The organism is Rhodococcus opacus (assembly GCF_012396235.1).
Taxonomy (GTDB): domain Bacteria; phylum Actinomycetota; class Actinomycetes; order Mycobacteriales; family Mycobacteriaceae; genus Rhodococcus_F; species Rhodococcus_F opacus.
This window is the reverse complement of the sequence record NZ_JAAXPA010000002.1, coordinates 201,787-214,718: the sequence shown is the minus strand read 5'-3', so window position 1 is coordinate 214,718 and position 12,932 is coordinate 201,787. Positions and strand designations below refer to the sequence as shown.

At 65.3% G+C, this 12,932-nt stretch carries 13 protein-coding genes; 3 read left to right on the top strand and 10 right to left on the bottom strand.

The window, feature by feature from the left end; translation table 11 throughout:
* Positions 1–11 precede the first annotated feature (11 nt).
* The 10 genes from HGB39_RS03000 to HGB39_RS02955 form a co-directional block, all read right to left on the bottom strand.
* Positions 12–977 carry a DUF1839 family protein gene (locus HGB39_RS03000; protein ID WP_005568603.1) on the bottom strand — a complete coding sequence of 322 codons (966 nt, stop codon included), beginning with the start codon at positions 975–977 and terminating at the stop codon, positions 12–14.
* Positions 974–1,924 (bottom strand): amino acid--[acyl-carrier-protein] ligase, encoded by a 951-nt coding sequence (locus tag HGB39_RS02995; RefSeq protein WP_043790621.1) that lies wholly within the window; start codon positions 1,922–1,924, stop codon positions 974–976. Before HGB39_RS02995 ends, HGB39_RS03000 begins: the two co-directional genes overlap by 4 nt.
* Positions 1,921–3,129, bottom strand: coding sequence for an acyl-CoA dehydrogenase family protein (locus HGB39_RS02990; RefSeq protein ID WP_005568606.1), 1,209 nt, complete (start codon positions 3,127–3,129; stop codon positions 1,921–1,923). The genes HGB39_RS02995 and HGB39_RS02990 overlap by 4 nt, the downstream gene beginning before the upstream one ends.
* Entirely contained in the window at positions 3,126–3,368 is a 243-nt protein-coding gene (locus tag HGB39_RS02985; protein ID WP_005568608.1) for an acyl carrier protein, read from the bottom strand. The genes HGB39_RS02990 and HGB39_RS02985 overlap by 4 nt, the downstream gene beginning before the upstream one ends.
* Entirely contained in the window at positions 3,365–3,802 is a 438-nt protein-coding gene (gene acpS / locus HGB39_RS02980) for a holo-ACP synthase (protein ID WP_039952695.1), read from the bottom strand. Before acpS ends, HGB39_RS02985 begins: the two co-directional genes overlap by 4 nt.
* A gap of 237 nt (positions 3,803–4,039) precedes the next feature.
* Positions 4,040–5,884: a putative bifunctional diguanylate cyclase/phosphodiesterase gene (locus HGB39_RS02975; RefSeq protein ID WP_005568612.1), complete on the bottom strand. Its 1,845-nt coding sequence runs from the start codon at positions 5,882–5,884 to the stop codon at positions 4,040–4,042.
* A 14-nt stretch (positions 5,885–5,898) separates the two neighbouring features.
* Entirely contained in the window at positions 5,899–8,028 is a 2,130-nt protein-coding gene (locus tag HGB39_RS02970; protein WP_005568614.1) for an Rv1355c family protein, read from the bottom strand.
* Positions 8,025–8,801 carry a hypothetical protein gene (locus HGB39_RS02965; RefSeq protein ID WP_039952693.1) on the bottom strand — a complete coding sequence of 259 codons (777 nt, stop codon included), beginning with the start codon at positions 8,799–8,801 and terminating at the stop codon, positions 8,025–8,027. Before HGB39_RS02965 ends, HGB39_RS02970 begins: the two co-directional genes overlap by 4 nt.
* Before the next feature lie 194 nt (positions 8,802–8,995).
* A complete protein-coding gene (locus HGB39_RS02960) occupies positions 8,996–9,421 on the bottom strand; it encodes a hypothetical protein (protein ID WP_005568617.1) in 426 nt (141 codons plus the stop codon).
* On the bottom strand, positions 9,418–9,882 hold the full coding sequence (locus HGB39_RS02955) for a GyrI-like domain-containing protein (protein ID WP_005568618.1): 465 nt from the start codon (positions 9,880–9,882) through the stop codon (positions 9,418–9,420). The genes HGB39_RS02960 and HGB39_RS02955 overlap by 4 nt, the downstream gene beginning before the upstream one ends.
* A 348-nt stretch (positions 9,883–10,230) precedes the next feature.
* Between HGB39_RS02955 and HGB39_RS02950 the strand changes: the two genes are divergently transcribed.
* Genes HGB39_RS02950 through HGB39_RS02940 form a run of 3 tightly spaced genes read left to right on the top strand, consistent with a single transcriptional unit; the run spans position 10,231 to position 12,931 of the window.
* The gene (locus HGB39_RS02950; protein WP_005568620.1) at positions 10,231–11,490 is read left to right on the top strand and encodes a class I SAM-dependent methyltransferase; all 1,260 of its coding nucleotides are present in this window, start codon (positions 10,231–10,233) and stop codon (positions 11,488–11,490) included.
* Positions 11,487–12,281 carry a glycosyltransferase family protein gene (locus HGB39_RS02945; RefSeq protein ID WP_005238822.1) on the top strand — a complete coding sequence of 265 codons (795 nt, stop codon included), beginning with the start codon at positions 11,487–11,489 and terminating at the stop codon, positions 12,279–12,281. Before HGB39_RS02950 ends, HGB39_RS02945 begins: the two co-directional genes overlap by 4 nt.
* On the top strand, positions 12,281–12,931 hold the full coding sequence (locus HGB39_RS02940; RefSeq protein WP_037203464.1) for a PIG-L deacetylase family protein: 651 nt from the start codon (positions 12,281–12,283) through the stop codon (positions 12,929–12,931). Before HGB39_RS02945 ends, HGB39_RS02940 begins: the two co-directional genes overlap by 1 nt.
* Position 12,932: the final 1 nt, after the last annotated feature.

The window sequence follows — 12,932 nt, the reverse complement described above, 5'->3', positions numbered from 1 at the left end:
GAGAAGATCCACTACTCGCGTCCGACCACTCGCGCCACGCCGCCCACCGACCGTTCCCACGCCTCGGCCATGCCGTCGAGTTGAGCCGACGGGTCGACACTGCGTCCGCGAGCGGCCCGAGCCATCTGGAACTGCACGCTCTTCGCGCCCTGCGCCACCGCCCGGAAGCCCGGCGCGAACGCCGCCGCCCTCGCGAACCCGTTGCGCTCGAGGTACTCGCAGACGTCGGCGGCCAATTCCGCGGTGGCACCGCACTGCCGCAACACCCCGAACGTCCACAGGTGAAAGGTGTCGATGCCCGCGTCGCGGATCCAGGGCACGTCGGCGACCACCCGCTCACCGAGATCACGCACCGGATTCCCGTCCGGTCGGGTGGCGAGATGATGGCGCAGTACCGCCTCGAAGCGCGCCGGCCGGTACCCCGGGTCCCCGTCGAACCGGACCTGCTCCATGTAGGGGGTGAAGGTCGCCGATCCGGCGACGTCGAGCCCGAACAATCCGCGAAAGTCGTCCCCGGCCAACCGGTGATACCCGCTGTTGTGGAAATACTCGAGCACACCGGCCTCCCGGTCGATGTAGTTCGCGACGATCGTCGTCTTGGTGTGACTCTCGCGGTAACCGGTGCCCACCGTGTCCGGGAGCCAGTGGGCATCCACCTCGACGGTCGACAGCATTCCCGCAGCGAGATTGTCCTCGACGTGGTCGAGGACCCGGCGCCAGACGTTCATCTCCCCCACGTCGATCCCGTACAGCGCGAACAGATCCTCCGGCTTGAACTTCAGGAATGTCCACTGCGATCCGTCGAACCGGGCCCCGAACGCGCACGCGGCGGCGGGCACCGGATCGAGCCCGAGCGAGTGGAGTACCTCCACCCACAGGTCGAGGTAGCAGTTGGTCTCGGTCCACGTCCGCTCGCCGGAGTGGATGGTGTGCGGTTCGTATCCGTCCGGCGAGATGCCGATCAACCGGGACGTCACAGCGACATCCGGGATTTCACCGCACTCGGCCAGCGTGACGGGTCGATGCCGTGGGTCCGCAGCATCGCGAGCGCGATGCGTTCCATCCCGAATCCCACGCACGCACTGTGGGCGACGCCGCCGTCTGCGGTGGCGATGTCGAACGTGACACCGAAGTGGTCCTGATGGCAGTTGCACGAGACGACGGCGGTCCCCTCGTCGAGATCGCCGTACAGGCGCACCGTGAGCTCGGTCTTGAGGTTCTCCTCGCGCTGGTTGGCGGCGAGCATGCGTCCGACCCTGCCGAAGAACGGGTCGTTGGCGACCACCGGCGTGGCGTCCAGCCACAGGTCGGACAGCACCTCGAGCCCGCGCTCGATCCACGAATCACGGTGCGTCGCGGCCTGGTCCGCCGTGCCGATCCGCACGAACTCGTGCATCCGGAACGCCTGCATACGGGCGGGATCGAACGCCGGCTCGTGCCGGAAGCAGTAGCCGTACACGTCGAGCAGCGCACCGCCGTCCGGCAACACACCCGTGAACATCGGGTACGCGGGGTGGCACGCCGCCGACACCAGCATTGTGTCGGCCGGTTCGAGCCACTTGTCCCAGCTCTCGCCGTCGGCTCGCGCCGCGAGCAGTTGGGCGTGCTCGGCGTTGGTGCCGGTGAACGTGTTGATCGCCCCGGTCAGATTGGGGAACGACGCGATGTAGTCGGTGCGCTCGAAACTGGTGCGGGGGAACACCGGAGGAAACCGGAATCGGGCCGCGGACGCGCCCGGCCCTGCTGCCCGCACGACCGCGTCGATGCCGTCGACGATGTCCTCGAACAATCCCGACCGTCCGTAGAGGCCGGCGACGGACGTGTCCACCAGGAGTCCGGCGTCCAGCAGTTCCGCCCGGAACGCACGCCGGGCCCGCTCGAGTTCGCTCGTCTCTTCCCGCTCCACTGCTGTATCCGTGCTCATATCGTCCCCCGGTATGCCGTGGCCATCTGCGCCGAGTTGGCCATGATTCGATCGTTGTTGACCATGACGGCCGCCCCGTGCGCATCGCGCAGGTGCCGGCCGAGCGAGTACTCCGTGTCTTCCCGGTAGCCGGCGATCCCGCAGATCAGCAGGGCTCTGCCGACCAGATCGACAGCCAGGGTCGACGCCGTCACCTTCAGGTTGTTCATCGCCAGCGAATAGCCCACTCCACCCGCGACTTCGGCCTCCGGCGAACCGGCGGGTGCCGCATCGGCGTCGTCGAACCGGCGGGCCGCCGCGAACACGATGTCCGAGAACTGCTGGTGCACAGCGGCCGCCTCGGCGAGACGCGACGCCGCGGGCGAGGCCACGCCCGGCTGCTTACGCGCTGCCGCTCGCACGTACCGGCGCGCCTTCTCCACCGCGGCGTCGGCGATGCCGAGCCACACGGCCGACCACACCGAGTGCGATACCGGGAGCATCGTCGCCGCCGAGATCTCCGCGTAGGGATCGGCGACGACGAGGTCGGGGCTGGTGGTGGCACGCAGCACGAAACCGGGGCTGCAGGTTCCGCGCAGTCCCAGCGTGTTCCAGTCACCGGTGCGCTCGAGCGTCACGTCGGCACGGCGGCAGATGACGAGCACCTGGTCGCTCGGCGGGCTGTCGGGGGTGCGTCGCGCGGTGGCGAGGATCGCGTCGGCGTACTCGCCGTAGGAGATCACGGGGGCATTCTTGACCAGCGACACCACCCCGCCGGACTGCTCCACCGCGCACGTGCTGCGCCGGACGTCGCCCCCGATGCCCAGTTCCGTCGTCGCCGATGCCAGCAGGTACCGACCGGCGACCGCGTCACGCAGGAAGGCGGTGACGCCGTCGCCACCCGGATGCCGTACGAGCGAGAGGATCTGGGTCTGGTGCATCGCGAACACCATCGCCGTCGCGGCGCAGTGGCGCCCGAGGGTCCGGGCGATCGTGCACAGTTCGTGAAGCGTCGCGCCTTCGCCCCCCAGTTCCGCGGGAACGGCACACGAGAGCAACCGCTGGTCCCGGAGTGCGTCGATCGCTTCCTGCGGGAAACGCGCGTCCCGATCGACGTCGACGGCCCAGCGCGCGGCCACCTCGGCCACGACTCTCTCGGCTCGCGCCGCCGGTCCCCACGACTGCCCGGACTCGATCCCGGTGCCGCTCGCGAGGGCGATACTCATGCCACTCCGAGTTCGACGAGTGCGCCCCGAATGGAATCCACACTCGCGAACGTGCTCTTGCGCAGCAGCTCATCGGGAAACTCGATGTCGAACGAATCCTCCAGCGCCAGCATGACGTTGACGCTCGCGTGCGACGTCAAACCCAGTTCGTAGAGATCGGCCCCGACGGCGATGCTCGCGGCATCGGCGGACAACCGGGCGTGGTCGCCGAGAACCTTGCGGATGGTCTGCTCGCTCATGGGTGGCGTTCTCCTTGGTGATGGGGTGGGGTGCCGAGCCGGAACGCGGTGACCATCGCGATCGCGACGTCGGCCTCGTGCGAGATCGAGACGTCGAATCCGCCGAGCCCCTGCCGCTCGGCGAGGGCCGACGCGTTGCCGGACAAGCGCACTCCGCATCCGCCCCAGCTCTCGCGCCGGATCTCGATGGACTGCCACGGCAAGGCGACGTCCCCGGGTCGCAACACCTTGACCACGGCCTCCTTGGCCGCGAACCGGGCGGCCAGCCGTTGGGCCCGCGCAGGTCCTTCGCAGGTTTCCAATTCGTGGGGCGTGAAGATTCTCGTCAGATAGCGGTCGCCGAACCGCTCGACGCTGCTTCTCACATGCCCGACCGTCACCACGTCGCACCCGATACGGGACTCGGGGATCGACAAGACAGAACCACCAGACATCGATCCCCCTGCTCCAGTCTTCGCCAGTCTCACGTTCCGCACCGGAAGCCGTCGTCAGCGACTATCCAGCGAACCCTTCGAGAAGTTACCGCACACTTGCAATTCAAGACAAGAGGTACTGAGGTGTGGGCATAAACATACTCCGAGTCTGTAACCCTGTCTTTGTGACGCGCTGAATCAGCACATCCGGTGTGAGCGATCCTCCGGAAGTCCGCGGCGCCGGGCAGGTAGGGCGAGCTACAGCCCGACCTCGATGGCTCCGGCCGCCAGCAACTTGCCGATCTTCTCCGCCGAGACCGGGCGGCTGAACAGGAAGCCCTGGGCCCGATGGCATCCCATGTCGACAAGTTGCCGGGCCGACTCGACGTTCTCGACTCCCTCCGCGACCAACTCCAGGCCGAACGATTCGGCGAGACCGATGATGGACTTCACGATCGCCCGATCCTCGGGGTTGGTGTCCAGATTCATCACGAAGCCCTTGTCGATCTTCAGCGTCCCCACCGGCAGCGCCTTGAGGTGGCTGAGCGAGCTGAACCCGGTGCCGAAGTCGTCGATCGCCACCTCCACGTCCATCGCGTGCAGCCCTTCGAGCGCTTCACGCGTCCAGGTCAGATCACTGAGCACTGCGTTCTCGGTGATCTCCAGGCACAGCGCGCCCTTCCGAACGTCGAATTCCGTCAACGCGCTCGCAACGACGTCGAGGAAGTCCAGACCGGCCAACTGCCCCGGCGAGACGTTGACGCGCAGATCCAAATCCAGCTCGGGCACCTGCGACCGCCAGTCGGCCCACTGCCGGCAGGCCTTCCGGATCACCCAGCGCCCGAGCTCACCGGCCACATTCGTCGCCTCGGCGACGTCGATGAACGACGCCGGTTGCAGCAACCCGAGCAGCGGGTGATTCCACCGCACCAGGGCCTCCACGCCGATGATCCGGCCGGTCCGCAGGTCGACCTCGGGCTGGTACTCGAGGAACAGCGACTCGTCCGCGATGGCCGCACGCAGACTGAGCTCGATCACGTTGCGTTTCTCGCTCTCCTCCTGCATCTCGTCGGTGAACACGCTTATCGCATTGCCGCCCTTGGTCTTCGCAACCATGACGGCCTGGTCGGCCTGGCTGAGGAGCGAACTGGTGGTGGCCTTGCCCGGAATTCCGGCCGCGACGCCGATACTGACGCTGCGGCTGACCACCTCGCGGCCGAGACGCACCCGTTCGGTCACGACGTCGCGGATGTGCTGCGCCCGCACCTCCGCCTCCTCCAGGCCCACCGATCCGCCGAGCACGAGCACGAATTCGTCGCCGCCCAGCCGGGAGACGAGGTCGTCGGTCTGGCTGGTCGATCGGAGCCGGTCCGCGATCGTGGAGATGAACCCGTCACCGGCCCCGTGACCGAAGAAGTCGTTGAGAGGCTTCAGCCGGTCCAGGTCGAGGAACAGGATCGCGACCGGCCCCGGTTCGGACTCGGCGAGACGGGTGTCCAGGTGGTGGTAGAGCGCGCGCCGGTTACTGAGTCCGGTGAGGGAATCGTGGTCGGCGGAGTAACGCAACTGCTCCTCCACGACGATGCGCGCCTGGACCTGGGCGAGCAGGGCGGCGATCGCCTTGAGGACGTCGACCTCCGGAGGCGTCCAGTCGCGGTCGCCGAACTTGATGAATCCGAGCGTGCCCGTCGTCGTGTCACCGGACAACAGCGGAACGGCCGCGAGCGACACCTGCGGCACCCCGGACGCCTCGCGAACCCGCTCGTTGTAATCCGGACCGGACACCTCCGGCCGGAAGATGGCCACTTCCTTCTGGTGCTCGATCTGCGCGAATGTCGAGTCGGCGTCCTTGAAATAGACGACGCCGAGCGGGTCGGGGTCGGGGATGAAGGGCCGGAGCGGGTATTCCGCGACCAGGACCGTCGCCGCGATCTCGTGGTCGGTGAACCGGAGGAAGCTGGTGTCGACCTCGAAGTGCTCCACGAGATCCTGCAACACGCGGGTGGCCACGGGCTTGAACGAGACCGCATCGACAGGCGTGAGCCGGGACGCCACGGTTGTCACCAGGGTCTCGAGCTTTTCGGTTTGCTTCTCGGTGTTCACTGACCCTCCTGTCCTTACGATATCCGCCTGCGAACCCGGTCGGCGAGGCGCTCACTCCGAACCGACGGGCCTGGCGCATGGCTGAGCCGCAACACCATGGCGAGCGCTTCACCCGCCTTCGCTCCGACGACGTCGAACAGTTCCTCCCGCAGCCTCTCCAATGGTGCCGCATACCGTGGTGAGAGTTGTTCGAGTTCCGCACTTTCCACACCGTAGAGAAATATCGGTGAAATCGGCTGGACGGCGAGCCCGAGCGTCTGGGCGTGGATCCACACACTCTCGGTCGCCTCACCGCCGCGCACGTAGTCCCGAGGGGTGCTGCCCGGAATCGCAACGACCGCGACAGCCGAGCTCGACGAGACGCGGTCCGCAGTTGACTTACCCAGCGCCTGTCCCCCGTCCTGTGCGCCCAACCGTTCCATGACGTCGGGTCTCCGCAGCAGTGCGAGGGTCGACAGTTCCGCCGAGTCGAGTTCCAGTGCGCGAACGTCGATGCCGGTCTCGACCGAATCCAGGGGCGGCCACCGCAACTCGCCGATCATTTCGCGGTGCAGGGTCGGTGTGAGGAATCGGATACGGTCCGACTCCGCCAGGATGGCGGCGATCGTCGCGATGTCGTCCCTGTCGGTCACCACGCAGAGGCGTGCACCCTCCCGAGATGCCGCCTCCGAGAGAAGCCGCGCCTGCGTGTCGTCCAATGGCCGGGGCACGCCCGGCATGCGGTTGGTGGTCCGGTCGAGCATGTGCTCGTAGCGGTCGGTGAGTTCCCGGTCGTTTCCGCTGCCGAACGTCATCGTGGCAACGGGAAGTCCCGGATCTCCGTCGTGGACCGTCACGGTGCCGAGCAGTCCGGCGGCCGACGCGGCGATCCGGGCGTTGTGCAGGGCGGCCCCGACCGCGACATAACTGCCCCGGTACCCGACGTCCATGGCCGTCGAGTGCTCCGGGGCCAGGGAGATGGTCAGCCCGTCGTCGTCCGCCGCGATCGTCCACGGCTGGACGTTGCCGCCGGACGGCGCGCGGGCCGCTGCATACACGACGGCGTCGACGGCGTCGCGCGAGACCGCGGCAGCCGCCTCGCGATCCGCGGGCTCCTTCGGCAGGTCGTGCGGTCTCGGCGGATCGGCGAGGGCATCGAGATGCTGGTCCAGGTCCATGCGGCACCGACCCGACGCGAGCGGTTGTCCGAGCCCGATGCGCCGCACCGCCGCCGCAACCTCCGCCCCGCCGAGCAGCACCTCACCCCCGAGCTGAGGCCACGTGGATATGGTTTCGTCCACCTCCACCAACGACGCGGCCATCGTCGCCGACAGCTGTCCGGCGTCGAGAATCCGAAGTACGAGCGGAATCTTGTCCCGTGAGCCGAGCCCCGCCAGCGACTCCACGTCGACGTCACCGATCAGTCCGTGAAAGACGGGCCGATCGGGTTCGAGGTCGAATCGCTCGACGTCCAGCAGACCCCTGTCACTGGTCGCCATCAGCACCGGCAATCCCCTGCGCCTGGCCTCCCGCCGGAGGGACACCTTCACGTCGAGGGAGTCACATTCGTCGATCACCACGTCCAAGCCGTCCAGGAATTCGGCCACCGACTCGACGTCGAGACCGTCCTCCCACAACGTCACAGTGACGTAAGGGTCGATCTCCGCGATACGGCGGGCGGCGACCACGGCCTTGTTCACCCCGAGGTCCAGGACGGTGCCGGGAACCCGGTTCAGATTGGACAGTTCGAGGGTGTCGAAGTCCGCAAGCCGCAGGCCGCCGCACGCCCCTTCCAGCGTGAGCGCCAACGCGACCGCGTGACCGACGCTCAGACCGACGATCCCGACGGTCACATGCTCGAGACGTTCCTGCTCGTGCGCGGTGATCTTGTTCCGATTCCGGTCCAGCCGCAGTCGCCGAAACGACGTGCGTCCGAGCAGACGCACCACGGTCCGACGCCACGAGTAGTACGCCCACACCGGAGACTCGTCCAGCACGCCGGCCCCCGGCGTGGGAACAAGGGAACGCAGAGCGTCCCTCTGGTGCTCGAGCCGATCGACGAAGACCACCGCGGGGTCGCGGCGGAGGCGGTCGAGTACCGCCGCGTCCCCGGAGTGGCCCTCGTCGAGCAGCAGGGCGGTGTACTCATCGTGGGTTTCGTTCACGAGACGCTCCGCATCGGCCGAACGACGCCTCCTCCCGCCCCCGTCGCGATGGCTGCCGACGGCGTCGGTCGGGACGTCGTGAGTAACAGTTGGGACAGCTGCATTGCTTCGGCGCGGCCCCTGCGCCTACTCCGATCCCACCACATCAGCCGCGTCTCGTAACGGTCATCCGGATAGGGCACGGGAGCAATATGGTCGGCCACCACGCCACCGGTGGTTCGCCACGTGTCCAGGACGTGGGATGCGGCCGTCGCGAGCATGAACTGGACGTCGAGCAGATCCATCGAGAAGGTGGCGATGCGGCCCAGTGCGCCGACGAGTTCACCCCGCCGGGCGGCGGTATCCGACACCCATGCACCCTTCGCCTCCACGACACCGAACGGAAGTCGGTCTTCGATCATTCGACGGACGGCGGGAGCTCCAGGATGGTTGCTCCATTCCGTGATCGCGTGCGCCTGAACTGCGGAAAGGTACGGTCCCTGCACCCGGACACCCGCTGCGACCGAACCGTTCGGCTCGATGGCGACGAAGAAGATCGCGGTTGTGTCGCCGCCCTGTATCCGGCGGTATTCGAGAGCTTTCTCGGCGCCGTACTTGCGATAGCCCGCTACCGCACCCTCGAGATATGCTTCCCAGAGCTCAGGCTCCTCGGTGGGCCGGGCGACGACGAAGCGACACTCCGACCGCGGATCCCACACGCTCAGAGTTCGGTCAATTAAGGTATCGGTCGACCGTGCGTCGATCTGCGGACGCGACAGCTGTTCAACAGGCATTGGGCTTTCCCATCGGAGTCGGTGCGGCAATTCCGGGGACTCACGGGTTACGTAAAGACCCCAAGAACTGGACACACGAACCCGGTCACAGCCCCGCGGCTACCTATTTTCCGCGTTTACACCGGATTTGTCACCTGTGATGCCACAAACGAGCTCAAAAACAAACTTCAGGTTGGTAATTGCCAACCAGGCATTTAAGTCAGGGAAATGAACAGCTCGACGTTGCTCGGAGCGTGGAAGACCTCGATCTCCTCTGCATAGGCGCGCTCGATGCGCCCTTCCTTCTCGGCCAGCTCCGCCTGAATCCATACATCCTCGATCGGGTCTGACGACCGCCCGTCAGGTGTGAACTTGGCGAAATAGCCGGCCGGGACTCGCACCAGCACGTCACCGATCTCGAGATTGCCGAGGCCGATACACCGATATCCGATCACGGCGGTCCACCCCAGATCTGGGACCGCAATATATACGGTGGTCAACTCCGCGGTGCCGCGTTGCTGGATTCGCTCGCGGGTGAACTTCATCAGGTCGGTCGAGTGCGCCGACGAACTGAGCTCCGTGCGTGGCAGAACAAGCCCACCGAAGTCGGCGGACTCACGCTTGACGATCTCGAAACTCATTGCGGCCCCTGCATCGTGGCGGGTGACACTATCGCCACGTACAAATCGATTCCGAAGGCGTGCGGGTAGAACTCGAAGTCGCCGGTGTAGGACCGTTGAATCTGCTGCGATTCCTCCGCATCACGAATCTGCCCCCAGAGCGCGTCGAAGAGGTCGGGAAAAGTTCCGACCGAGGAGAACTTCGCATAGGTTCCCGCAGGAATCCGCGATACCAGGTGCCCGCGTGCGACCTGATCGATCGAAGTGCACTCGTAGCCCACGATTTGCGTGTAGTACGAATTGATCTCGGGAGCGTGGTCGACGTAGGCAGACGCCAATGGCTTGTCCACGTTCTGCGCGAGAAGGGTCGACCACGTCTTTTCAAGATCCTTGTCGCGCGCTTTTCCCAGCGCCCTCTTCGGACTGCGGACGGCCAGTCCGGCGACCAGTGTCTCTTCGCGTTCGACTATGACGAACGGCATCGGGCACCCTCCGATGTCATCGGCACATTGGGTTTTCAATGACAATTATTGCTCGCCCGCCTTAAATTCGGAGGGCGAGATATCACCATACCTCGTCCAGTATCCGCGGTCTGCGGCCTTAGCCGCGAAAACCTCCACGACCACGGAAACACTCAATTGATCAAGTCCCCACGAGCTGTCAAACAAAAAGGGACTCTATCGCGTATTTGAGTGCTTAACATACTCAAAGTTGGTTTTGAACCTTGCAAGACGACCTCGAGTGTGGTTTATTGGACGGATCGAGACCCTGGGTGTGACGCAACTAACACAGAGCGACCTCCAGATCTCGGTGACGAGGGGAGACTGCCCGTGCGCTGCCGACTGTGCGACTCCGATCGCTTGCGAAGCGTCCTGGATCTGGGGGCGACGCCGCCGTGCGAGCTCTTCTTGACCGAGCAAGGCCTGGACGCCCCCGAGACGAACTATCCGCTGCACCTGCGCATCTGCGAGGAATGCCTCCTGCTTCAGGTTCCGGCCCTGATTTCTCCGGAGGACACCTTCACCGACTATGCCTACTACTCTTCCTACTCGGATTCATGGGTGGAGCACGCACGGCAGTTCGTCCGGTCCTCGGTGTCGCGGCTCGGCCTCGACGCGAATTCGCTGATCGTCGAAGTCGCGAGCAATGACGGTTACCTGCTGCAGCACGCGGTCGACGCCGGGATCCGCTGCGTCGGAATCGAACCGTCGCACAACGTCGGCGCGGCCGCACGTGAACGAGGTGTTCCCACTCTCACGGCATTTCTCGACGAGGAACTCGCCGCCGACGTCCGCGCCGAGCACGGTCCGGCAGACCTCGTGGTTGCGAACAACGTGTATGCGCACATCCCCGACCTCCGCGGGTTCACTCGGGCACTGCGTACCCTCGTCGCCGACGACGGCCAGCTGAGTATCGAGGTGCACCACGCACTGAATCTGATCGTCCTCGCGCAGTTCGACACGGTCTATCACGAGCACTTTCAGTACTACACACTCCTCTCCGCCATGCGTGCGCTTGCCACGGCCGGCCTCTCGGTCGTCGATGTGGAACTTCTGGAGACACATGGCGGCTCGATCCGGATCTGGGCACGTCCCGACACTGCCGGCGCAGTGCCCACCCCGAGCGTCACCGACGTATTGAAGGCGGAGGAAGACGCCGGACTGCACAACGTCGACGGATACAGCCGGCTCGAAATTCAGGCGAGAGCCGCTCGACAAGAATTGCTCGGGTTCCTTCTCGACTGCCGGGCCCAGAACAGGACCGTCGTCGGCTACGGCGCTCCCGGCAAGGGAAACACCCTATTGAACTACTGCGGAATTCGCCCCGACCTACTCGAATACACGGTCGACCGCAATCCGTACAAGCACGGCCGGTACACGCCGGGCACCCGGATCCCGATTCTCGATCCCCGACAGATCGAGAAAGATCGGCCGGATGTCGTTCTCGCCCTGCCGTGGAACCTCGAGGGAGAGCTGACCGAACAACTGCGCTACATCAGTGAGTGGGGCGGAGAGCTCGTGTATCCGCTCCCCTCCCTGCACAGAGCGACATTCCAACCCGACAGCGTGGCAAGGAGGCTCACGACATGAAAGTTGTCCTGTTCTGCGGCGGATACGGCCTACGCATGCGCAACGACCACAATGACGTGATCCCCAAACCCATGCAGATGGTCGGACCACGTCCGCTGCTATGGCATGTAATGCACTACTACGCTCATTTCGGCCATACGGAGTTCATTCTCTGCCTCGGGTACGGGGCGGAGGCAATCAAAGACTATTTCCTCGACTACCGCGAGGCGGAATCCAACGACTTCGTTTTGCGTGCGAGCAAGATCGAGCTGCTGAATTCCGACATCAGCGACTGGTCGATCACATTCGTCGATACCGGTCTGGAGTCTGCGATCGGCGAGCGTCTGCGACGCGTTCGCCAGCACCTCGGCGAAGACGAGTACTTTCTCGCGAACTATGCAGACGTGCTCACCGACGCCCCCCTCGACGACGTCATCACAAAGTTCCACGAGTCGGGCGCGGCAGCATCCATGCTCGTCGTCACGCCCCAGTCCTCGTTCCACTGCGTCAACGTGGCCGAGAACGGCGAGGTCAAGGAGATCATCCCGGTCAGCCGGCTGCCCATCTGGGAGAACGGCGGATATTTCGTCCTCAGTCGGGAGATCTTCGATCTCCTTCCCCCTGGCGGCGATCTCGTGGCCGATGTGTGTGAACGTCTTGCCGGTGAAGGCCGTTTGTTCGGGTACCGCCATGAGGGGTTCTGGAAGCCGGCGGACACTTTCAAGGAGCGCGCCGAACTCGATTCGAACTACTCGCAAGGCATCCATCCGTGGATGGTGTGGGAGCCGTCGCAGCCCGCACACAGCGCATGATGATCAGCCTCGACACATTGGGGCTCCACGAAGTGGCTGTACTCGGTGCGCACTGTGACGACGTTGCGATCGGGCTCGGAGGCACCCTCCTCACACTTGCTTCCAGCACTCCCGGCCTTCGCGTCCGGGCGCTCGTCCTGGCAGGAGCCGACGCCCGCCGCGAGATAGAGGAGCGTCATGCGTTGGCGGCATTGTGTCCCGACGCCGACCTCGAGCTCACGGTTCTCGACGTTCCGGACGGATACGCACCGGCATATTGGGAGCCGATCAAGAAGGCAGTCGAGGCCTTCGGGCGCGATTGCCATCCCGACGTGGTGTTCGCTCCGCACCGAGCCGATGCACACCAGGACCACCGAATGCTGGCGGAGCTGGTTCCGACGGTGTTCCGTGACCATCTGATCCTGGGGTACGAGATCCTCAAGTGGGAGAACGACACACCTCGGACGTCGATCTACCACCCGCTCACCCGCGCTGTGGCGACGGAAAAGGCGCGGATACTGCTGAAGCATTACCCCTCCCAAACCACCCACGACTGGTTCGACGAAGACTCCTTCCTCGGGCTGTCGCGGCTGAGGGGTGTGCAGAGCAGACAACCGCACGCGGAGGCGTTCGTCCTCGAAAAGGCAACCATCCGATTCGGAAGGACCTGAC